This is a genomic window from Priestia sp. J2, assembly GCF_020790095.1.
Classification (GTDB): domain Bacteria; phylum Bacillota; class Bacilli; order Bacillales; family Bacillaceae_H; genus Priestia; species Priestia zanthoxyli.
Genome location: NZ_CP086208.1, coordinates 1,178,561 through 1,201,772, shown reverse-complemented (window position 1 = coordinate 1,201,772; position 23,212 = coordinate 1,178,561). Strand labels below are relative to the sequence as shown.

General features: G+C 38.6%; 21 protein-coding genes and 1 riboswitch. Of the genes, 4 read left to right on the top strand and 17 right to left on the bottom strand.

Annotated elements, in window-relative coordinates:
- Window positions 1-7 precede the first annotated feature (7 nt).
- From LJY09_RS06105 to LJY09_RS06075, 7 genes are all read right to left on the bottom strand, one after another.
- Window positions 8-2,164, bottom strand: a complete 2,157-nt coding sequence (locus tag LJY09_RS06105; RefSeq protein ID WP_224979971.1) for a PAS domain S-box protein — start codon at window positions 2,162-2,164, stop codon at window positions 8-10.
- Between the two features lie 285 nt (window positions 2,165-2,449).
- Window positions 2,450-3,163: a LutC/YkgG family protein gene (locus tag LJY09_RS06100; protein ID WP_028414175.1), complete on the bottom strand. Its 714-nt coding sequence runs from the start codon at window positions 3,161-3,163 to the stop codon at window positions 2,450-2,452.
- Window positions 3,141-4,580 carry a LutB/LldF family L-lactate oxidation iron-sulfur protein gene (locus tag LJY09_RS06095; protein ID WP_028414176.1) on the bottom strand — a complete coding sequence of 480 codons (1,440 nt, stop codon included), beginning with the start codon at window positions 4,578-4,580 and terminating at the stop codon, window positions 3,141-3,143. Before LJY09_RS06095 ends, LJY09_RS06100 begins: the two co-directional genes overlap by 23 nt.
- Before the next feature lie 17 nt (window positions 4,581-4,597).
- Window positions 4,598-5,317 carry a (Fe-S)-binding protein gene (locus tag LJY09_RS06090; RefSeq protein ID WP_028414177.1) on the bottom strand — a complete coding sequence of 240 codons (720 nt, stop codon included), beginning with the start codon at window positions 5,315-5,317 and terminating at the stop codon, window positions 4,598-4,600.
- Window positions 5,318-5,599: 282 nt separating this feature from the next.
- Window positions 5,600-6,430, bottom strand: coding sequence for an ammonia-dependent NAD(+) synthetase (nadE, locus tag LJY09_RS06085; protein ID WP_028414178.1), 831 nt, complete (start codon window positions 6,428-6,430; stop codon window positions 5,600-5,602).
- 34 nt (window positions 6,431-6,464) lie between these two features.
- Window positions 6,465-7,985, bottom strand: coding sequence for a nicotinate phosphoribosyltransferase (locus LJY09_RS06080; protein ID WP_028414179.1), 1,521 nt, complete (start codon window positions 7,983-7,985; stop codon window positions 6,465-6,467).
- Window positions 7,986-8,123: 138 nt separating this feature from the next.
- The gene (locus LJY09_RS06075) at window positions 8,124-8,843 is read right to left on the bottom strand and encodes a FadR/GntR family transcriptional regulator (protein WP_028414180.1); all 720 of its coding nucleotides are present in this window, start codon (window positions 8,841-8,843) and stop codon (window positions 8,124-8,126) included.
- 193 nt (window positions 8,844-9,036) lie between these two features.
- On the opposite strand from LJY09_RS06075, the gene LJY09_RS06070 reads away from it, so the two are divergent.
- On the top strand, window positions 9,037-10,806 hold the full coding sequence (locus tag LJY09_RS06070) for a B12-binding domain-containing radical SAM protein (protein WP_028414181.1): 1,770 nt from the start codon (window positions 9,037-9,039) through the stop codon (window positions 10,804-10,806).
- 27 nt (window positions 10,807-10,833) lie between these two features.
- On the opposite strand, the gene LJY09_RS06065 is transcribed toward LJY09_RS06070, so the two are convergent.
- The 7 genes from LJY09_RS06065 to phaR all read right to left on the bottom strand — a co-directional run bounded on the left by LJY09_RS06065 (window position 10,834) and on the right by phaR (window position 16,028).
- Window positions 10,834-11,007 carry a thiamine pyrophosphate-dependent enzyme gene (locus tag LJY09_RS06065; RefSeq protein ID WP_014461091.1) on the bottom strand — a complete coding sequence of 58 codons (174 nt, stop codon included), beginning with the start codon at window positions 11,005-11,007 and terminating at the stop codon, window positions 10,834-10,836.
- A gap of 2 nt (window positions 11,008-11,009) precedes the next feature.
- A complete protein-coding gene (locus LJY09_RS06060; RefSeq protein ID WP_025749458.1) occupies window positions 11,010-11,168 on the bottom strand; it encodes a hypothetical protein in 159 nt (52 codons plus the stop codon).
- 362 nt (window positions 11,169-11,530) lie between these two features.
- The gene (locus LJY09_RS06055) at window positions 11,531-12,886 is read right to left on the bottom strand and encodes a TrkH family potassium uptake protein (protein WP_028414182.1); all 1,356 of its coding nucleotides are present in this window, start codon (window positions 12,884-12,886) and stop codon (window positions 11,531-11,533) included.
- Window positions 12,887-13,129: 243 nt separating this feature from the next.
- Complete coding sequence (locus LJY09_RS06050; RefSeq protein ID WP_081732889.1) at window positions 13,130-13,318, bottom strand: hypothetical protein; 189 nt, start codon at window positions 13,316-13,318, stop codon at window positions 13,130-13,132.
- Window positions 13,319-13,438: 120 nt separating this feature from the next.
- Window positions 13,439-14,527, bottom strand: a complete 1,089-nt coding sequence (locus tag LJY09_RS06045; RefSeq protein ID WP_013055939.1) for a class III poly(R)-hydroxyalkanoic acid synthase subunit PhaC — start codon at window positions 14,525-14,527, stop codon at window positions 13,439-13,441.
- A 76-nt stretch (window positions 14,528-14,603) separates the two neighbouring features.
- On the bottom strand, window positions 14,604-15,347 hold the full coding sequence (phbB, locus tag LJY09_RS06040; protein ID WP_014461095.1) for an acetoacetyl-CoA reductase: 744 nt from the start codon (window positions 15,345-15,347) through the stop codon (window positions 14,604-14,606).
- 81 nt (window positions 15,348-15,428) lie between these two features.
- A complete protein-coding gene (gene phaR, locus LJY09_RS06035; RefSeq protein WP_028414183.1) occupies window positions 15,429-16,028 on the bottom strand; it encodes a polyhydroxyalkanoic acid synthase subunit PhaR in 600 nt (199 codons plus the stop codon).
- 392 nt (window positions 16,029-16,420) lie between these two features.
- Between phaR and phaQ the strand changes: the two genes are divergently transcribed.
- From phaQ to LJY09_RS06020, 3 genes are all read left to right on the top strand, one after another.
- On the top strand, window positions 16,421-16,861 hold the full coding sequence (gene phaQ, locus LJY09_RS06030; RefSeq protein WP_013055935.1) for a poly-beta-hydroxybutyrate-responsive repressor: 441 nt from the start codon (window positions 16,421-16,423) through the stop codon (window positions 16,859-16,861).
- Window positions 16,862-17,033: 172 nt separating this feature from the next.
- Entirely contained in the window at window positions 17,034-17,546 is a 513-nt protein-coding gene (phaP, locus tag LJY09_RS06025; protein ID WP_014461097.1) for a polyhydroxyalkanoic acid inclusion protein PhaP, read from the top strand.
- 143 nt (window positions 17,547-17,689) lie between these two features.
- A complete protein-coding gene (locus LJY09_RS06020) occupies window positions 17,690-17,887 on the top strand; it encodes an alpha/beta-type small acid-soluble spore protein (RefSeq protein ID WP_013055933.1) in 198 nt (65 codons plus the stop codon).
- Between the two features lie 52 nt (window positions 17,888-17,939).
- Here LJY09_RS06020 and sigI read toward each other — a convergent pair whose 3' ends face one another.
- From sigI to LJY09_RS06005, 3 genes are all read right to left on the bottom strand, one after another.
- Window positions 17,940-18,650 carry an RNA polymerase sigma factor SigI gene (sigI, locus tag LJY09_RS06015; RefSeq protein WP_028414184.1) on the bottom strand — a complete coding sequence of 237 codons (711 nt, stop codon included), beginning with the start codon at window positions 18,648-18,650 and terminating at the stop codon, window positions 17,940-17,942.
- A gap of 364 nt (window positions 18,651-19,014) precedes the next feature.
- Window positions 19,015-19,830 (bottom strand): TerC family protein, encoded by an 816-nt coding sequence (locus LJY09_RS06010; RefSeq protein WP_028414185.1) that lies wholly within the window; start codon window positions 19,828-19,830, stop codon window positions 19,015-19,017.
- Between the two features lie 97 nt (window positions 19,831-19,927).
- Window positions 19,928-20,022, bottom strand: a riboswitch (yybP-ykoY riboswitch).
- 76 nt (window positions 20,023-20,098) lie between these two features.
- Window positions 20,099-23,122, bottom strand: coding sequence for a PAS domain S-box protein (locus tag LJY09_RS06005; protein WP_228307611.1), 3,024 nt, complete (start codon window positions 23,120-23,122; stop codon window positions 20,099-20,101).
- Window positions 23,123-23,212 lie beyond the last annotated feature (90 nt).

Below are 23,212 nucleotides of genomic sequence, written 5' to 3'. Positions count from 1 at the left end.
TTTCTAATTAGGCTGGAAGAATAACACGAAAAGCCGTTCCTTCTCTTATTTTGCTTTCCACTTCAATTCGCCCTTTATGTTCTTCGATAATTTTATATGAGACCATCAAACCAAGCCCCGTTCCTTTTTCTTTTGTCGTATAAAATGGTTCTCCTAAGCGCTTGATGCGCTCTTCGGGCATTCCGTCTCCTTGATCTCGAATGGAGACCGTCACGTAGTGCGGCTCTGTAGAATAGACTTCAACAAAAATTCTTCCCCCGTTTGACGTGACTTCAATTGCGTTTTTAATTACATTTATTAGTACTTGTTTAATTTGGTTCGGCTCGCAGTATACCATTGGCAGCTGAGGGGACACACTTAGTTCAAACTGAATATTTTCTAAAAGCGCTTGAGCATTTAATAAATCAATCGTTTCTTTAACAACCGCAGCTAGATTTTTCTTTTCGAACTTTACGGCCTGTGGCTTAGCGAGTACTAGAAACTCTGTAATAATGGTTTCGATTCTTTTTAATTCGGATTTAATAATATCAAAATAAAGAGAGTGATCTTCTTGAATGCTGCTTTCTAGCAGCTGAACAAACCCTTTTAAAGCCGTCATCGGATTGCGGATTTCATGCGCAATCCCAGCTGCTAACTGTCCGACTACTTGAAGCGTATCCGATTTCCGAATCTGCTCCTGCATTTGATTTCGTTCCGTTACGTCTCTTAAAAGCGTCATATATAGACCTGGCAAGATATCTTTTTTCGTAGAGAATTCGATATTTTTAACTTTTTCGTTCCCCGTAACGTACGTAATCTCTCCTTCAGCTTCCCCTTTTTGCTCAATTGTTTCTTTATGCTCAATGACCGCATCTAAATTCGCTGAAGAAATAAAATCCTCCATGGAATGCGCACAAATCTCCTCTTTGCTGAGTTCGAGAATATCACAAAGAGAAGAATTCACATCAATAATATTTCGCTTGCCGTCCCATAAAACTAACCCATCGATCGAACCATTAAAAATCTGTCTGAATTTCTCTTCGTTATTCCGAAGCTCTTGTTCGATTTTTGTACGTTCACTAATGTTTCGAAAAATGGTTAAATGGTCTCCTTCTATAATGCCTTTTTTCCCTGTGAATTCCAACTGTTTGATTTCTCCATTTGGCATGTAAAAAGGAAGCTGATTGCGAATTTCTCCTTCTTTTTGAAATGTTTGCAGCATTTTTAATGCACTAAAGCTTTGCTTATCGATAAACGTATACAAATTACTTCCAATCAATTTGTTCAACGGCAGCTCGAATGTACGGGACGAAGCAAGATTAGCGTTTAAGATTTCCCCATCGTCTTTCCAAATCAAAATGGCTTCAATCGCATTTTCAAAAATAGCCCTGAAATTTTTTTCGCTTCTCAACAGCTGCTGCTCCATCAGCCGTTTTTCCGTCACGTCTCTCATAATGGACATATAGTATTGACTGTATATATTAGCCGTTGTGGTAAATTCAAAAAAAGTAACGTCTCCATTTTCGAGCTTAATCGGCAGCTCGCCGCTTGTCTTTCCTTCTTGATGCAGAGTTCTCCATAATTTTTTCACTTTATAATGATAAGTAGGTTCTACAAGCTCTTCTAACGTTTTAGTTAAAAGCTGTGCTCTTGTATAATTTAATCGCTCGCAAAATGAAGGGTTCGCGTCGATAAGCTGACCAGTTCGATCAAAAATAACAATTCCATCTACCGCTTCATTAAATACATCCATAAACATATGATGACTAATAAACCTTTCATTTTCCATCATCTTGTGCTGCGTAATATCTCGAAATGTACACACAATAATGCCCGACATGTGACTATGTTTGTGTGAAGTAAATTCAACATGTTTCATCATGCCGCTTTGAAGCGTCATCGCGCCTTCATATTTGAAATAGCTTTCTTCTAAAAGCGCTGGATAGTACGCTTCAATCATGTCATACGGAAAATACATGAGAAAATCTTTCATTTGATACGTTAATAGCTCATCCTTTGTTTTTTCAAACAGCCCGCAGGCTGATTCGTTTGCATTTATAACTTGAAAATACTCATCAAATACGACAATGGCATCTAATACGTCATTAAAAATAGCTCGTAGCTGCTCTAATTCACCTTGCTGCTTTTGCGCAGCTTCAGATGTTAATTCTCTGTGTGGTGACATGCTCATTGCTCCTTTCTTTTGCACTTCCCATTTCCCCACCTTTTATCTATAGACTTAGTATTCTACAAGATTTGCTTTTTACCTTTTTAAAATTAGTCACGTTTATTCAAAATGCGACATTTCTTCACATTCTCCCGTTATTTAAAAAAGGAGCATGAATAAAAGAGGCTGGGACATAACAAAATGAAACCTATGCTCAACATAACAAAGAAAACGAACCGTGAATCAACATGTTTGATTCACGGTTCGTTTTTCACTTCGGCTAAAATACGTTTTCCCCAGCCTCTATCGATCATTCACTACAATATAAGTGGCTTGAATAGGTCCATGCACGCCAACGACTAGATTCATTTCAATATCAGCTGAATTGCTCGGTCCCGTAATAAAGTTAATGCAAGAAGCAATCGTTTCTCCTCGCTCTACTTTTTCATGAATCATTTCAGCAGCTTGTGTCATGCGAGGGACAATGGAGCTTTGAGGAATGATCGCAATATAAGTGGCCGGCAGCAAACTGACCGATCGTCCTTTTGCAGCGCTGCTGAACAAAACAACTGTGCCGGATTCCGCTAGCGTCAAATCACTGAATGTGATGCCTACATTTGCTTGTTCAGCTAGTTTAATATTCTCATCGCCTTTTGCAGAATTCCATACGTGAAGGCTACTGCTTGTTTCCCATTTCTCCATCAGCAGATTCAATCCATATTCGGAAAACCTAGGATCATCCCACGTGCTCACAAGACCATTTCCATAGTTCGCTACGGCTTCCTCAAGGACAGCTGGCAAGTGTTGTGATGATGTTTCTACATAGCGAGTATGAATACGTTCGCAATGGTTTTCAAGCTCTTTCTTTAATTGATCTGGCGAATAGCTGCGGTAGACCTCATGCTGAGGAGCATGCTTCCATTGGGGCTTTACTACGCCGCTTGTTCGCCTGCTTCGCTTAAGATTAGCCGCAATATTGTCTAAAAAACTGTCTCTATTTTGAATGCTTCCGTTCATCATCATCACTCCTTTTATCAAACCAATCTCGTAAGCGCTCTTTTGTAGGCGCCGGAAACTCTCTGCTTTCCGTCCACGCTTTTAATGGACCAGGTCCTTTGGAAATACTGCTTCCTGACATAAAAGGAGTAAGAGCTGCCGGTGCTACTTTAGCGCCCACTGTATATAGAGAAGAAGAAGCTGCTCCCAAGCCAAATGCTTTCATCGCCAGCTTTTCCGAAATAGGTGCTTTTCCTTCTTTCTCGACAATTCGCTGACGATGCTTGTGCAATAGCTCATGCAGCGGAATTTTGACCGGACAGGCATCTGTACAGGCTGCGCATAGCGTTGAGGCATATGGAAGCTCTTTGTAGTCTTCATAGCCTCCAAGCAAAGGAGATAATACAGCTCCAATCGGACCTGAATAAATAGATCCATATGAATGCCCTCCAATATGGCGATACACGGGACATACATTCACACATGCCGCACAGCGAATACACTGTAAAACAGATTGAAACTCAGTTCCTAAAATCGCAGATCGTCCGTTATCCACAATCACTAGGTGAAATTCTTCCGGTCCGTCTACTTCCCCTGGAAGTCTAGGCCCTGTAAGCGCTGTTACGTAACTTGTAAGCCGCTGACCTACTGCACTTCTAGTTAAAAGGCTTACCAACACTTCAAACTCTTCAAACGTTGGCACAATTCGTTCCATTCCCATAACCGTAATTTGCGTTTTAGGAAGGGCAGTTGTTAACCTTGCATTTCCTTCATTGGTTACAAGTGAAATAGACCCAGATTCTGCAATCGCAAAATTACATCCCGTGATGCCAATATCAGCTGATAAAAATTCTTTTCGCAGCATTTCCCGGGCGTGAAGAGCTAGTTCTTCAGGTTTTTCCGTTTTTTTATAAGAAAGCTTTTCCTGAAATACATCTCTAATTTGTTCTTTATTTTTATGAAGTGCAGGAGCTACGATATGAGAAGGCGGATCGTGATCATCTACTTGCAGGATATATTCTCCTAAATCCGTTTCAATAACTTCACAGCCCAGTTCTTCTAAAGCAGCGTTCATATGAATTTCTTCTGTAACCATTGACTTGGATTTAACGACTTTCTTTGCCTGCTTTTGCCTCGCTACATTTTTTATGTACTCATTCGCTTCTTCAGCTGTTTGAGCGAAAAAAACGTGGCCTCCGCGTTTAGCTACATTATCCGTGAGCTGCTCTAAATAGTAATCTAAATTTTCAAGCGTATGCTGACGAATTTCTTCGCCAAGCGCTCTCCATTCTTCCCAGTTCCCTAATTCTTCCGCCGCATCTAATCTACGGCTTCTTAAGCGCTCTTGAGCACCTGAAACCGCAAAGCGCATAAACGCATTATTGACTCCGTCATCGACGCGTTTTTTAAACTGATCGTTTCCTATTTTCATAGACATTCGGTATTCTCCTTTCTTTACATTCTGCTATTTAACACTTCAGCGATATGCATCACTTTTACAGGCTGTCCTTTTCGTTCAATTCTTCCTCCAATATTCATAAGACAGCCGCAGTCAGCTCCAATTAAGTACTCCGCGTTTGTTTTAGCTATACAGCCCACTTTTTCATCGACCATTTGTTCAGAGATTTGCCCCATCTTAACCGAAAACGTCCCGCCAAATCCGCAGCAGTTATGACTGTTTTCAAGATTCTCCATTTCAAGACCCTTTACATTGTTTAATAGTGTAAAAGGTTCTTTTTTTACGTTTAGCAAACGCGTCATATGACAGGAAGAATGATAAGTGGCTTTCCCATTTAAGCTGGCTCCCACGTCTTCTACTTTTAAAACGTTTACAATAAAATCCGTTAGCTCATACGTTTTATCAGCAAGCTTCACGGCAGACTCATGCCATGCAGCATCACCTTTAAAAAGATGGGGATACTCTTTAAACATTGTCACACACGAGCCTGATGGAGATACAACGTACTCTGCATGCTCAAACGCTTTTATCATGTTTTTCATTGCTTCTTTTGATTCTTTTACGTAACCGCTGTTATACGCAGGCTGCCCGCAGCATACTTGACTCTTTGGAAAATCCACTTCGCATCCTAATCGTTCTAACAATTCTACCGTCGCTTTTCCTACATTTGTTTGAAACATATCAATCAAACATGTGGCAAATAAAGATACTTTCATCATTTGCTCCCTCCAAGCTGATCATTTTACTTCTTTTAGTTAACAGGTCATCAGATGACTTAATGCTATTATACTCCTATGTTTTTCTAATTTCACTAGTTTTTCAAAAATACATTTCTTTGTTTGATATTTTCCCCACAAAATAATAAGAAATTGAGACACGTGAAACCTACGTTTGCCCTATTATTAAAAAAATCCGAACGAATTTGATTCTCCATCAAGAATCAAAACCGTTCGGATCTTCCTTCAACTAAACTACGTTTGTCTCAGCTTCTTACTTATTTATTTCCAAAAATCATCAAACACTGTGATTGGCAATTGGCGTTTATGCTGCGTTTTTAAGAAGTGACCTTCAATGACGTTACTTGCATGTTCACCTACATCTTTGCCTTCTAAATAATCGTCGATTTGCTCATACGTTACGCCAAGCGCTTCTTCATCTGGAAGCTGTGGACGATCTTCTTCCAAATCAGCCGTTGGTTTTTTCATATATAGATGCTCGGGACAGCCTAATTCTTTTAGCATTTGTTTTCCTTGTCGCTTGTTTAGACGGAAGATAGGCACTAAGTCAGCTCCTCCGTCACCAAATTTTGTATAAAATCCTGTAACAGCTTCAGCGGAGTGATCCGTTCCAAGTACGACTCCACTGTACATGCCTGCTACCGTATATTGCGCAATCATTCGTTCACGTGCTTTTACATTTCCTTTGTTGAAGTCGGAAACTTTATCATCTGCCGCTTCTTCAACAGCAGAAAGCATCGCATCTACTGCTGGTTTTACATTAATAGAAATAGATTTTGTTGGTTGAATAAAAGCAAGTGCATCTTGACAGTCTGCTTCATCTGCCTGCACACCGTATGGAAGACGAACAGCAATAAACTGATAGCGCTCTTCTTCGGCTTCTTCATTCAACTCATTAACCGCTAGCTGCGCCAGCTTTCCAGTTAACGTAGAATCTTGGCCGCCGGAAATACCTAGTACAAACGAACGTAAAAAAGGATATTTGTTCATGTAGGATTTCAGAAAATCAACGCTGCGGCGAATTTCTTCCGCGGGATTAATTTCTTTTTGCACATGCATTTCTTCAATAATTTGCTTTTGTAGCTCTTTCATAAAAAACTCTCCTCTCATTACTAGCTGACGGAATCTACACAAGTACGGTATCAGATAGTAACTTGCTTCTAGTCTCTTCGATATTTTGCATTTTGTTATCCCAGCAGTTTGTACTTAAGTCTACTGGATACTCTGTAGGACGAAATACATCTTCGTTCGATTTTGTAATAACTTTGTAGTCATCCCATAGATGCTTTAAGTTTTGTAAGCAGTAGGCTCTCATTTCTTCAATGGTAGGCTGCTCATACACAAGCTTTCCCTGTGCAAAGATTGGCTGGTGAATTTTACGTGCGTTAAAGTTCGTGACAAACTTGCTGACGTGCGTATGAATAGGATGAAACATTTTTAAATGCTGCTCTTCATTCGGCACTTCGTCTTGCATCGTAATATAATCGCCTTCCCATTTGTGATTCACTTGATTTACAATTCGATATACTTCTTTTAGACCAGGAGTTGAAATTTTCTCCGGGTTTTCTGACAGCTTAATCGTATCCACCATGTTTCCATGATCATCTTCAATCGAAACCAGCTTGTACACCGCTCCTAGCGCCGGCTGATCAAAGGACGTCATGAGTTTTGTTCCAACTCCCCATCCATCAATTTTGGCACCTTGCGCTTTCAAATCTAGAATGCTGTACTCATCAAGGTCATTCGAAGCGAAAATTTTCACATCATGATAGCCCGCTTCATCAAGCATTTTTCTTGCCTCTTGAGAAAGATATGGAAGTCTTCCGCTGTCTAATCGAATACCGATAAAATTAATTCGTTCTCCCATTTCTTTTGCTACTTTAATAGCATTTGGAATACCTGATTTTAACGTATTATATGTATCTACTAAAAAGATACAGTTACGGTGTGATTCGGCATATTTTTTAAACGCACTATATTCATCACGATAGACTTGAACAAGCGCGTGGGCGTGAGTGCCGGACACAGGAATTCCAAACACTTTTCCCGCTCTTACATTACTGGTTGCATCAAACCCTCCAATATAAGCAGCTCTTGCCCCGTAAAAAGCAGCATCCAGCTCATGTGCTCTTCTTGAACCAAATTCCATAAGCTGATTTGTACCCGTATGTTCATATAAATTATCTTCTCCCGCGGCTAAGCGAATACGCGATGCTTTTGTGGCAATCAGCGGATGGAAATTTAAAATATTTAAAAGCGGCGTTTCAATAAGCTGCGCTTCTGCTAAAGGAGCGTCAATTTGCAGCATCGGTTCATTAGCAAAAATCATTTCGCCTTCTACGACCGAACGAATATTACCGCTAAATCGAACCTGTTTTAGATAGTCGATAAACTCCGCTTCATAATGTAATTCTTCATATAAATAATCTAAGTCCGTTTCGCTAAATCTGAAATTAGCAATAAAATCAATTACTCTTTCTAGCCCGGCAAACACCGCATAACCGCTTTCAAACGGCATCCGACGAAAGTAAGCTTCAAATACAGAACGACGTTTATGAATCTGGTCTTTAAAATACGTATGCGCCATATTCAGCTCGTATAGATCTGTATGCAAAGCTAGACTATCATCTCTATATTGCTTTTTCATACTTTGTAACCCTCCATTTGACAATCCTAGTTTCTATTATGTAAATCTTTTCACAATAGAGCAAGCATAAATTATCGGAAGGTGCTTGAATTTTAGTTTTTCTGTTGTTTAGAGCGCACTTTTCTGCCTGAAATGGCGTTATTTTTCTTCCGGTATGTATTTCATTAGTACATGTTCAACATTATCAAGGTGACTCATCATAAAATGCTGAGCATCTTCTGCATGCTGAGAAAGAATAGCTTCATAAATTTGCTGATGCTCTTTATAAATCCGTTCAGCCGTTTTCTCTTCTGCATAAAGCCAGATGCGTCTTGTCTCTTTCATCGTTTCAATCATCATTTCTGATACGTTATTCATAAGCTTCACTAAAAGAGGGTTTTGTGAGGCTTTGGCAATGGCTAAATGAAAAGCAAAATCTGCTTTCTCTCCCAGTTCTTCATTGCCAAACGCTCCTTTCATTTGTTCCAGACTATTAGACAGCTGTTTAAGGTCCGCATCCGTTCTCTTTTGAGCTGCCGCTCGAACAGCTCCAATTTCTAATACTTTTCTCACTTCAAGCAAATGCTCAATATCGTTTTTATTCATTAATACAGCGCTAGTTACAGGCAAAGACAGCATATCTGAGTTAAATTCGCGTACAAATGTGCCTTCTCCTTGCTTCATCTCCAGAAGCCCCATCGCCCGCAAAGCGCTAAGAGCTTCACGAATAGCTGAGCGTCCTACCTGAAAGTTTTCCGCCAGCTGCTGCACTGAATCCAAACGGTCTCCAGGCTTCAAGCTGCCTTCTTTTATATTCTCAAGAAGCGTTTCGGCTACTTCTTCGTATATTTTTTTTGGCTTAATTCGCTTATATTCCACGTTTTCCACCTCATTTTTTTCGTTCACCAAGGTTCACATTAACCGAGACTCTTTCTTCTTTTACGTTTCTGTTACATTTTACCGAAATCTTTTCCCCGCCACAACAAAAGTGCAAAGGTATTTATACTTTATTTCTCAAATGTGCTAAAATAGTAAATTGATTTCATATTACGAGTTAAAAGGAGCTTTTTGAATGAACATTGTTGTCAGTACATTGAATGCGAAGTATATTCATACTTCTTTAGCCCTTCGATGTTTAAAAGCCTATGCCGAGCCTGACTATAAAGTGGATATGGCCGAATATACGATTAAAGATCCTGCTATGAACATTGTCACGGATTTATATAAACGCAACCCAGATATTATTGGTTTCAGCTGTTACATTTGGAATATTGAAGAAACGATTAAAGTCGCACAAATGCTTAAAAAGATCAATCCTGAGCTCATCATTATATTCGGTGGACCAGAAGTAACCTATGATGTAACTCACTGGTTAGAGCGTATTCCTGAAGCTGACTTTATCGCTATTGGTGAAGGTGAAGAAACATTCAAGCAGCTGTTAGATGAACTTCACGGCGAGCGTCAGTTTGAAAACGTAAGCGGCGTGGCTTTCCGAAAAGAAGGAAAACCAGTTGTTAACCCACAGCGCAATAAAATTGATCTGCGCGAAATGCCTTCTCCTTTCCGTTTTGAAGAAGACCGCCAAGAACTTTCAAAACGCGTTGTGTATATTGAAACAAGCCGCGGCTGTCCGTTTAGCTGTCAGTTCTGTCTCTCTTCTATTGAAGTAGGCGTTCGTTATTTCGACCGAGAAAAAGTAAAAGAAGATATTCGCTATTTGATGGATAACGGAGCGCGCACAATTAAGTTCGTAGACCGCACGTTCAACATCAGCCGCAGCTACGCCATGGAAATGTTCCAATTTTTAATTGATGAACATCGTGAAGGTACCGTATTTCAGTTTGAAATTACTGCCGATATTATGCGCCCAGAAGTTATTCAGTTCTTAAACGATAACGCGCCAAAAGGATTATTCCGCTTTGAAATTGGCGTTCAATCTACAAATGATGCCGTTAATGAGCTAGTCAAACGCAAACAAAACTTCAAAAAATTAACGCGTACCGTAACAATGGTAAAAGAAGGCGGAAAGATCGACCAGCATTTAGATTTAATCGCCGGACTGCCAGACGAAGATTACAACTCATTTAAAAATACGTTTAATGATGTATTTGCACTTCGTCCTGAAGAGCTTCAGCTAGGCTTTTTAAAAATGCTTCGCGGCACTGGCTTACGTTTAAGTGCGCCTCGCTATAATTATCAATACATGGATCAGTCGCCTTATGAAATTTTAAGCAATAACGTCTTGCCATTTTCAGATGTCGTACGCATCAAGCATGTAGAAGATATTTTAGAAAAGTTTTGGAATGACCACCGAATGGATGAAACGATCGAGTTTTTAGTAGAACACTGCTATGATACGCCTTTTGATTTTTTCCAAAACTTTGGGACGTATTGGGATGAAATGGGCTGGGTTCGAATCGGTCATCAGCTTGAAGATTTATTCAGACGCCTTAAACAGTATATTCAAACAGAAAGTTTTTCAAATGAAGAAGTAATTGAAGGGTTTATGAAAATTGATTATTTACAAAACCAAAAGCATAAGCCTCGTAAGCCTTGGTGGGACGATAAAGTAGAAAAACAAGTCCGCTCTCATTACTATCAGCAAATGCTTGCTAATCCTTCTATCATGGGACAGGCTTTTGAAGCTGAACAGCTTGCTGAAAAAGAATTATACAAGCACACTGTTTTAGAGATTCTTCCATTTGATTATATGTATTATAAACAAACGGGACAAATCAATGAACAACCATCTGTTCTTCTTGCTTATTATGATCAAAAAGCAAATGATACAAAACTTTATTCAGCACCTGTAGAAGCATTTGGTCTTCCAGTTGTAAGCTAAAACCTCGGATATCCGAGGTTTTTTTCTTTAGCATTCTTTTTTCTTTTCATGCTCTTTATCAGACTTTGTCTTTCCAAGGGATTCATATATTTTAGCTGCGTTCGGATCGCCCATTTCCGTTCCAAACTCTTCTTGCAGTAATTGTTTTTGTTTTGCTTCGGTGCTCGCGATGTGCTTATTATTTTGTTTATGTTTGCTCATCGTTACTTACCTTGCTTTCCTTTTTTAGAATTGCGATTCGCGCCTTTAGCCGGCTCCTCGCCGCCAGCATATTCAGCAGCAAATTCTGCATCTGAAAGGCTCTCTTTTGGTGTATTGTTGTTAGTTAGTGCTGATTTGTACCCTACTTTACGCTTTGCCATCATATCCCTCCTATGCTTGGAAGTCCATTGAACTTCCTTTTCTTAGAATGTGCCTTTTGCTAAGAAATATAAGCAGAAAAAGCTGTAAAAAAGCGGTTGAAACATAACAAAATCACTTTACTCTAAATACGAACAACTAGGATAAATGCGTTGAACCGCTTGTGACACCGCTGTTGATTTCCGTGCAAAGCTTCGCTTTCCGCGGGCGGTCGATAAGCCTCGCCCTCCCATCAACAGCTAGAAGCAGCTACATGAAACCTACGTTCACCATCATAATAAAAAGATCCGAACGAGTTAGATTCTTAATCAAGAAACAAACTCGTTCGGATCTTCCAACTAACATATTTTTGTCCCATCCTCTTTTATCCAATAATAATACGTTCTTTCGGATAGTGATAATCCGGTCCAGACGTTGGACGGCGAAGCATTAAAATGAATGAAAACATGCCAATTCGGCCAATGAACATTAAAATCATAATAACGCATTTACCGATATCAGAAAGCCCTCCTGTAATTCCCATTGATAAACCGGTTGTCCCAAAAGCTGAACACACTTCAAAAATAAGCTCAATGAGAGAAAAATGTTCTGTAACACTTAAAATAAGAAGAGAAATCGAGCAAATGATCACGGCTAACATCGACACGGCTACTGATTTGATAATGTCATCTTCATGAATTTCGCGGCGAAAGATTTTAATCGTCTTATTTCCTCTTACGTAATAAAACAGGAAAAGAATATTTAATGCAAACGTCGTCGTACGAATTCCTCCTCCTACTGAGCTCGGTGAAGCCCCGATAAACATCATCGCGCTCATCATAATTAACGTAGGAAGTGAAAACTCATTAATATTCATGGTCGCCACTCCTCCGCTCCTTGTGGCAGCGGATTGGAAAAACGCATAAAAGAACGATTCATCCCAAGACTTATCTGCTAAAAACCCTGAATGCTCTAGCACGAGAATTAAAATGGTTCCCCCCGCTAACAGCAGAAAAAACATAATGGTCGTTAGCTTCGTAAATAGAGAAAATTGAAATTTACGCTTATCTTTAAATGTTAAAAAATAGTGCTTAATCTCAATTAACACAGGGAATCCAATCGCTCCAAGCGTAATTAAAATAACAGTTACCACTTGTACAAAATAATCATGGGCATACGGAATAAATGAAGATCCTGTAATATCGAAGCCGGCATTTGTTGTAGCGCTGACAGAAGCAAAGAAACCATGCAGAAACGCATCTGTCCAGCTCGAATAGTAACGGAGAAAATGTAATCCTAAAATAATGGCACCAACTAGTTCAATAGCAAAAATAATAAATAAAATATTTCTCATCAAGTCAACTAATCCTGATAAACGGGATTGGTTATGATCTGTCATAATGAGCTGACGTTCCTTTAAACCAATTTTTTTACCTAAAATCATCCAAATGAATGTACTGAGTGTCATCACACCAATACCACCGATTTGAAAGATAAAAGCGAGCAAAAAATAGCCCGTCGTACTAAATGTATCCGGAGTAGAAACAGGTGTCAGCCCTGTTACACTTACCGCACTAACGGCAATAAATAAGCGATCAATAAATGCTAACTTCACTCCCGGCTTTAAAGCTTCTGGAATACTAAGCAATAGAAATCCAAGCGTAACAGCCACTATGTAAAATGTAACAATAATTTGAGCTGAAGACATCTGCCTTACTCGTCGTTTCCATGGTTGCGGCATAATCTGACATTCCTTTTTTTGTTATAATACTAATAGTTTTCTTCTTTCTTCCCAAAGCATACTCATTGTTACATGGATCGCAATATCCATGTAAAAAATCCCATGTTCAAGAAGGTGACTACATTAGTATAAAAGAAGTCACCTCACTTGTCATTAGATATCATAAATCCAAGCAGCCGCATAAAGAACCTTCACTCAATATTGTCTGTTTATACAAAAAAACGAGGTCAAGACATAATTAAATTAATCTAATCTAAAGACAAATAAATGGGATACATGAGCTCGTATGGACACTTGAGACACCGCTGGTGATTTCCGTGCAAGACTTCGCTTTCCGCGGGCGGACGCTGAGCCTCCTCGTCGCTTACGCTCCTGCGGGGTCTCACCTGTTCCGCTTTTCCCGCAGGAGTCTTCGCCTTGCCCTCCAATCACCAGCTAGAAGCAACTGCATACTTGAAACCTGCGTTCACCATAACAAAAAACGAACCACTGATATCAGTGGTTCGTTTTTTACTTCGGCTGAAATACTTTTGTGCCAGCCTCGTTTTTATTTTATTTAGAGCGCTTTTCTAGCCAATCGCCGATTGAAGGATATGTTTCCTTTACTGCTTTTGGACCAAATACAACAGATACGTGACCTGTTTGCAGTAATTTATATTCTTTATCTTCACTTGAAACAGCGTCCATTAAAGCTGCCACTTGATGCGGCATCGCAATATGATCACGGCTAGCAGCAATGTTTAAAATATTAGCTTTAATATTTTTCAAATCTACTTTTCGGCCGCGAACTTCAAGTTCACCATTGATTAATTTGTTTTGTTGATAGAAGTCGCGAATCCACTGACGATAAGCTTCACCAGCAAATGGGATTCCGTCAGCAACCCACTTTTGCATGAGCTTCCAGCTTTCAACAAAACGCTGATTTTCCGAACGGTCCACCAACGTTACATACGGGCCGTAAAAATTCGTGATTGGCTTTAGCATCTTGTTTCCAAAGTCAATCATCTCTGGAGGGATGTTTCCGAATGTATCTACTGCTTTATCTAAATTAAAGTAGCGATCGTCTAGGAATGCTCCGTATAAACCTGTATCTGAAAAATCAAATGGACTTGTCATAAAAATTAAGTTTTTAATCGGCAAGTCTTCATTTAATGCAGCAAAAATAGATGTCATAGTTCCGCCCATGCAGTAACCAAGAACAGACAAATCAGGAGACTTAGAAGTGCGAAGCACCTTTTTCGCCGCTTTTGGAATATAATCTACAATATAATCATCTAGCTTCATATTGCTGTCTTCAAGCCCAGGAGTTCCCCAGTCAAGCAAATACACGTCAAAACCGCGGTTTAATAAGTATTCAACAAGGCTGTTTCCAGGTGTTAAATCCAAAATATACGGTTTATTGATCAGTGCATATACGAGTAAGATTGGTGTTTTATGCAGGTTATCTTTTACAGGCGTATAGCGATATAATTTTGCCTTATTCTTTTTCCAAATAACCTCTTTTGGTGTTAATCCAACTTCCGGTTCCGCTTCTGTTGTCATAATTTCATATGCACGCTTAAAACGTCTTGCAGAACTTTTATATTCACTTGGCATTGATTTGATTAATTTTTCCCACTCTTGCACGTAAGGAATTGCCACGAATATACACACCCTTTCATTTCATTAGTAGTTAGTTAACAAGCACAGCCCCGACAAAAGTCAGGGCCAGCATTTATTACATGTATAAGCCGCCGTTAATGTTTAACTGTTGTCCTGTAATGTACGCGCCGTCTTTTGCTAAGTAAACAACTCCACGTGCAATTTCTTCAGCGTGACCTAAGCGACGAGTTGGGATTTTTGCTACAACTTTTGCACGTACTTCTTCAGGCATTGCCATTACCATTTCTGTTTCAATAAATCCTGGGCAAATTGCATTAACCGTTACGCCACTTTTAGCTAGTTCAAGAGCTAATGATTTGGTGAATCCTAGCATACCTGCTTTAGCAGCTGAGTAGTTTGTTTGACCAAATCCGCCCGCTTGACCAATAATTGATGAAATATTGATAACACGACCGCCTTCAGATTCTAAAAGGTGCGTTAGCGCAGCTGATGTTGTGTTGTATACGCTATGTAAGTTTACATCAATTACTTTTTTCCAATCTTCTTCACCTAATTTCTTGAATGAACGGTCGCGCGTAATTCCAGCATTGTTTACTAGAATGTCTAATTGACCAAACGCAGCTTTTGTTTCTTCGATTAGGTGTTTTGCTTGATCTACATAAGACACGTCAGCTTGAACCGCAATAGCTTCTCCGCCGTTGTCTTTAATTTCTTTTACAATTGCTTCTGCAGATTCTTTACTGCTGTTATAGTTTACTGCTACTTTTACTCCATTAGAAGCAAGCTCACGTGTAATTGCTGCCCCGATACCTTTAGATCCGCCTGTTACGATTGCTACTTTACCTTGTAATGTTGTCATGAAAAATTTCCCCCTTGCTTCTTCAGCGATGATTTTTACTGTAAATACAGCAGTTAATGTTGTTTTAAAATCCCCTATGCCCTACTTGCGAGCCGGTTGCTCAGTTTTTTGAGCGTTTGATGGTTTTGCTTCAGCTTTAGCTTCTGCCTTTGGCTTTTCAGCTAATTTTTCTTGTTTTTCTAAAAGCTGAGCCTGAAGCTGCTCACCTTGAGTTTTAATTTGTTGTTGAATCGTTTCTTTTAACTCGTCTTGTGTTTTTTGCTGCCCTTCAAGAAGAGATAACACTTTGTCGAGTTTTTTGTCTAATGATTTGACATCAGATTTCAGCTTAGTTACATCTTTTTTCAAAGCGGATGCACTTTCTTGCTGTGCTTCTAATTCATCAAAACGATCATCAAATTGCTCTTCTAATAATTCTACTTTTTCTTCCACATTGATGACTAATGACGCAACGTTTGCTACATCTTCTTTTGTTGGTACATTTACTTGGTGCAGATAGCGCCCCGTTACTTCATTTACTGCTTGTTGATATTGAAGGTTCATATTTAGCACATTTCCCATGAGCTGGGAAAATTCTTCACGATTCATATTGTCCCCAATAACTTTACCCCAGTAAGATTCGGTTTTGTCATATACGTCTTTCCATGCTTGAAACGGATCAAATACTTTTTGCTGTTCCAAAACTCCATCTCCTTTCTTGTGTACGTTAAAAGTGATGGCTTTCAATATGGACACTTAATGTGACAAGCGACATATTAGAAGCTCTAAGTAAACGCAACCAATTTTGCGTTTATTTATTGGATAATGTAAATCTTTTCACAATTCACTTACCAACAAATTATAAATGTTATAAAAATTACCTACATGTACTATTATAAATTCGTTTTCCAAAATAAACAATTCTAAATCTTTGTTTATTTTTGAATTTTTTTGACGCTTTTTGTCGAAATTCAAAAAATCGTTCTTTTTTCCTGTATTTGAAAGACCTGTTTTAAAGTGTTGACAATTTTTTCATCTAGGTGTAAATTACACATATAGAAAACAAATTCTCTTTTTTCGAAGGGGTGATTACCTTGGGATCAAGTGAAAAAGATAACACCTCTAATTCAAACAACTTAGAAAAATCGATTAGCGGTGCACCAAAAAACTTGATGGTTCCTTTTCTTCTTTTAAGTTTAAGAGGTTGGAATCTACATGGTTACAAGCTCATTCAGCAACTAATGAGCTTTGGATTCACATCAGTTGATCAAGGAAATGTCTACCGCACGCTGAGACAGCTTGAAAAAGACAACTTGATTACATCGCAATGGGATACGTCAGCTGAAGGACCTGCACGCCGGATTTACTCATTAACAGATGCCGGTGAACAATATTTAAGCATGTGGGCTAATTCACTTGAACAGTATCAAAACATGTTAGATTCATTTTTTCACATGTATACCGACATGTTGTTCCCTTTTAGCTCTTCTTCTTCTAAAAAGTCAAAAGAATCAAAAGAGGAAGAAAACGATTAAAGGGATTCACGCAGTACATCTGCGTTTCCTAATATAATGTTAAATAAATTTCACGGTCAACCAGCGAGCGCGGAATGTTAGGTTTATTACACAACTACGAATTTCCTCTTTAACGTTTTGTTCATTACGATAACTGTTCGCCAGACCAAATTATTCAAGGAGGAATTTGATTATGTCAACAGTAAAGTATGATACAGTAATTGATGCAATGTGGGAACAATGGACAAAGGGGTTACAAAACATTGCAGACGGAAACAAACAAATTGAGCAATGGACGTTAAAAGCACTTGAGCAACAGCAAGAATTTGTAACAAAAGCAGTTGAACAACTTCAAGCAACAGACAAACAGTGGAAAGCTGAATTAGAAGATCTTCAACAAAAAACAGTTGAAAACTTACGTAAAACAGCTGGTAACGCTGTTGCCGATTCTTATGAAGAATGGACAAACCGCACGCATGAAGCATTAAATAAATTACAAGAGCTTTCTCTTAACCAAAGCAAATCAAGCTATTCTTTAGTAAAGCAAGCTCAAGAACAATATCATCAAGTAGTAACACAATTAGTAGAAGAGCAAAAGAAAACGCGTCAAGAGTTCCAACACGTATCTGATGCATACGTAGAGCAAGTAAAATCTCTTCAAAAATCATTTGCTCAGTCTCTTGAGCAATATGCGGTTGTAAAATAATATATAAAAAAGCCCAGCTTCTTTGAAAGCTGGGCTTTTTTATACTTTCTTGCAAACCATTACCAGTATGCAAAATAGTAAACAGCAAATAATACAGGTACAGCAGTGAACTGCTGTACAACTAAAAAAGGAGATGACTAATCATGGCTAGAACAAATAAACTATTAACACCAGGAGTAGAACAATTTTTAGATCAATATAAATACGAAATCGCTCAAGAATTTGGGGTAACTCTAGGTTCTGACACTGCTGCACGCAGCAACGGTTCAGTAGGCGGAGAAATCACAAAACGCTTGGTGCAACAAGCTCAAGCTCACTTAAGCGGCAGCACACAAAAATAAAACATAACTTCATAACATGGCTAAAAAAAAGGCACCTGCGTGTGCCTTTTTCTTACATAATATAGTCTTTTAAATACACGTAGTCCCCCGCTAATATAATAACCATTGCGATGATATATTTCCGGTTTCTTTCAATTGTTTTCCGGCTCACTTTGACATGTTTTTCAATCAAGCGAATGGGAAGCTGCCGCTTTAAAAACAGCTTATCTTTTAATTCTTTTTCATTGACGATAAAAGATGCAACTTCCACTGCGTTTCCCCTTGCATCCTTATGTTTAGGAGACGTGTTAATTATGTCTTGAAGAGTTAATTTAAACAGTTCCAGCGTCTGACAAAAATAAGTCATTTCCTCTTGAATATATGAAGTTTCACTTTGCCTTTTATAGTTAGAAAGCGATATATCCCTTTCTATCTTACCTTGCATAAAACCTTCATTTTCAATTCGGCTATAGAGAAGCGTTTGGTTTCGCTTTTCTTTTCGAATATAGTCGATGACTCTTCTTTTAATAATCAGTTCCGCAAATGCAAGAAGGGATCTTCCTTTTTGGATTGTGTAATTTTCAATGGCTTCATTAAACGCAATCAGACCAATGCTAAATTCATCGTCAGCTTCACTTATATAACGTTTACATACAGCTGAAACAACTTTAGCAATAAACGGTTTATATTGTTGAATCATTTCGTTATGTAATTGTTTATCCCCTTGCTGAATCGTCAGTACAAGCGTTTCAAGCGATGGAGGCGTTTGAACTTTTGTGAGCATTGGCTTCACCTCTTTTACTATACTCAGTTGCTTTATACCATATTAATATCCATTCTTTTGATGACAAACAGGGTTAAGAAGCACTCTGCTCCTTTTAATTTCTCTTTATTATAACCCATAATAGCTCAATTTTACCAATTAACATACATTTGAAATATATGTTTATGAACTGAAATAAACTTCATTGAACTGAATTATCCAACGCTGCTTCCGTTCTTTACAGAATATGAACGAAAAAGCAAAACATTCGGATATACAGTAATTAAACATCAGTTAGTTCTTTTACCCTTTCTCAAAACAATTTAAACTAGGTATTTTATCTTAATATACAAAAAAACGCGCATTAAAAGCGCGTTTTTTTGTATTATTGATTTTCAATTTTCTTTAATGAGTCTTTTTCTTTCTCTGAACCTTCAAGATCAGTTTGTTCTTTGTTTTTAGATAAAAACCAGCCTGAAGCTGCTATGCCAAGTAACACAACCCAAAACGTAATTTTCCATACTTTTGATTCAGGGAAGTGTTCATTAATAATACCTAACTCCGGATGAGCAAGAGTGTAAACTGCTAGCTTAACCCCTACCCAGCCTACGATAGCAAAAGCCGCCGTTTCTAGCCCCGGGCGCGTATTTAATAGCTTGACGAACCAAGTTGCAGCAAAACGCATAATGATTAGTCCCATAATTCCTCCGGCAAAGATCACCAAGAATTGTCCGCCATCGAGTCCGCCAATTTTAGGAAGATTGGTTGTTGGCAACGTAACGGCAAGAGCCACAGCAGCCAAAATTGAATCAACCGCAAAAGCAATGTCCGCTACTTCTACTTTTAAAACCGTCATCCAGAAACCTGAGCCTTTTTTTCCGTCCGCTTCTTTTACTTTTTCATGATCACCTTTTTTCACATATCGCTTCACAATATGATTAATGGAAATGAACAATAAGTAAATGGCTCCTATTGCTTGAAGCTGCCATACATCTACCAAAAATGAAATCAAAAACAATGAACCGAATCTAAAAATAAAGGCACCGGCTAATCCGTAAAACAATGCCTTCTTGCGTTTTTCTTCCGGTAAATGTTTGACCATAATGGCCATTACAAGAGCATTATCCGCCGCCAAAATTCCTTCTAATGCAACCAGCACCAGCAATACCCATCCATATTCTAACAAAAGCGATGCATCCATAAAAATCCCCTCTCGTTTCTTTGTATAAGTTGATTTATTCTCATTACCGGAATAAAACACAAAAAGACCTTTGCCAAATATGGCAAAGGTCTTGCTAAGCATAATCATTATGCCAACAAAGCCGATGGAATACTCCATGTAATGACGACTTTGTTTCAGGTTTCCCTGACGCTACTCCCCTTTACTCCGTAAGAAGTAAATGTATTAAGTTGTTTTTATTTTACAAAAGGTCCACTAATAAGTCAATGAAAAGCCCTCTAAACTTTTGTTAAGCTTTTGTTAAGCGTTTTAATACGTTTAAAAACGTGGCAATATGAATAGGCTTTGTTACGTATTCACTAAAACCGACTAAAAAAGCTTGATCGATGTCGCTTTGCATTGCGCTTGCACTCAAGGCAACTCGCGGAATATTCTTCAACTCTTTTTCCAGCTGAAGCTGTGTGCATACCTCAAAACCATTCATATCAGGCAGATCAATATCAATTAAGATCATATCCGGTGAAATGGACTTGATTAGCCCGATGCCGTTTTCTCCTGTTTTGGCAACTAAGAGCTTAACGTTTTTATATGGAGAAAGAATCGATTGCATAAGCTCAATATTTGTATCGTTATCCTCAATATACACAATTGAGATCGGCATGGAAAAACCTAAAAATGACTCGCCTTCCCCTTCATTGGATAAGCGTTTAGGAACAGGTGGATGTACTAAGGGAAAACGAACCCAAAATGTACTGCCTTTTCCTTCTTCACTTCGCACTCCGCACGTTCCATTCATTAAGACAACAAGCTGCTTTACAAGCGCCAGCCCAATCCCTGTTCCATCTTTTTCTAGTCTATTCACGCGGTAGAAAGGCTCAAAAATCCGATTTAATTCTGAAGCTGGAATTCCAAAACCCCTATCTTCAATCAATATGGTTACGTGATGCTGAGTGATGTCGGTATAGATAATGATATCGCGATAAGCGGGCGAATATTTAATGGCGTTTGTAAGCAGATTTAATAAGATCTGCTGAAACCGAAGCTCATCTACTTCAACAAAGACTTCTTGGTATGCGTGAAAGCGAGTATAAAATATACTATGCTTATCTTTTGCTAATGGTTTCATAATTTTAAGCGCGTCTTCAATTGCTTCTTTTACCGACACTGGTTCAAGGTTAATCGCTAAGTGGCCTGATTCAATTTTCGATAAATCAAGCGTTTCATTTATTAAATAAAGAAGATGATTACCTGCTTTTAAAATTTTTCGTATACGATTCAATTGTTTTTCTGTTAAATCTTTTTCTCCTTGCTCTTCCAATATCTGTGCATAGCCTAAAATACTGTTTAAAGGCGTTCGAAGTTCATGGCTTACTTTTGATAAAAATTCTGACTTAGCCTGATTTGCTTTTTCGGCTTCTTCTTTGGCTATAATCATTTGCTGATTGGAATGAAGCAGGTCTTGTTCTTGTTCCTGCTGCTTTGTAATATCATAAAATGTGACAACTACGCCTTTATAATATTTGCTTTCTTGCAGAGGTTCAGCATTCACCGAAAGCCAAGTCAACTTTTTCTCATTTAAATAAATGCCCATGACTGTATTTCGCACAGGCTCTTTTGTATGAAGACAGCGGACAGATGGAATATCTTCGAGTGCAAAAGCTGTGCCATCAGGATGAATAATTTCCCAGTCTAAACCAAACGGGTTAACCGATAACATTTGGTCATAAGGCACGTTTAGAATCTTAGCAGCGTATGCATTGGCAGCAATTAAGTTACCTTCAAGGTCATGAAACACCACGCCTTCTGACATTGTAGAAAGAACGGATCGATACATGCTTTCACTTTTAGCCAGCTTTTCTCTTGCTTCGTGAAGATCAGTAATATCTACTATAGAACCAATAACTTCTTGTACTTCTCCTTTGTAGATATGAGGTGTTAATTTCGTATAGTAAGCAAAGTCGTTCAAAAGTACTTCATACGACACTTTCTCTCCCGCCCATGCTTTATCATAGTAACTCCTATTATCTCTTGCGTAGGATTCAGGTAAAAATTCCTCAGGTGTTTTTCCGACAACATCTATTTCCTCATATCCCATTTCACGAATCATTTTGCCTTCGCACATCGTATAGACATATCCTTTACTGTTCTTCACAAATTTAAAAATAGTACCATCTTGCTGTGAAAGCGTGCGTTTTAAATCTTTTTGTAAATCCAGAAGCTGCTGTTGAGCCCTTTTTCGATCTGTCACATCTTTGGCGATAACGTAACTTCCTTTAATTTGATCATAAACAATAATGGGCATTTGCGTGACTTCAACGTATACAGGCTGATTATCTTTTCGAATCAGCGTTGCCTCATAATATACAGAGTCTCCGCTCAGGGATTTCCACATATATTCTTCAGCTCTTTCAGCTTCTCTGAACATAGAAGGAAACGGGATTGTCTCCATTTTATTTAACGTGTATCCTGTTAGCTCGATTCCTTTTGGGTTAATCGTTTGAATATTGCCGTATAAATCAACTGCACACACAATATTGGGATTGTAGTTAAAAAGAGATTGATAATACTCTTCTTTTAATTGACTTTCCCTCACTTCTTCCTGACGCTTAAAAGCAGCAACGAGCAGGAAGACAATGAGTAGCGTAATCGTGATACTTGCAATAATATTGGAAAACGGCGCTTGATACGGCAGCCACTGGCCCCACCTTCTAGCAACTGAATGTGCAATATGCAGCTTCATTCCATACATACTAATGAAATGCATAGCTGAAATGCCAATACCTAGCAAAATGGAGCTAACAAGTTTAAGAAATGGATTAGCTTTCACGCTTTTCGAACGAAAAAACAAGTGCATCGCATAAAATGCAACGACCAGGGCGATGATGATGGAAAGCAAAACAGATAGCATCGCATAATGAATGTGTGCTTCTGTTTCGATTGCTGCCATTGCAATGTAATGCGTACCCAGAATACTGCTTCCTAAAATAAGCCCTGACCATACCGACGTGCGCCATTTCCAGAATGTCCAAAACGCAACTAATGACCCGCTAATTGCTATTATTAAAGCAAGAACAGAAAGTACAGCATCAAAATGAAAGCTAACAGGAACATAATAAGCAAGCATCGCAATATAGTGCATCGCCCCCACTCCAAGCCCCATTGAAGTTGCTGACAGTGTAAGCCACAAATAATTGTTTCGCTGTTTTTTTATCATTTTGCTCACAATATCAAGTGCTGTATAAGAGGCAAGAATCCCTACAATGACAGCAAGAAATACGGTAAATTCATTATAGTGACCAGTAATTGAAATCATTTTCTTTCCTTTCACTTTAACGTTACTTCTTCTATCTAACTCTCCTTATAAGAACTATATTACGATCATTTATTCCGAAAGCAGACACAT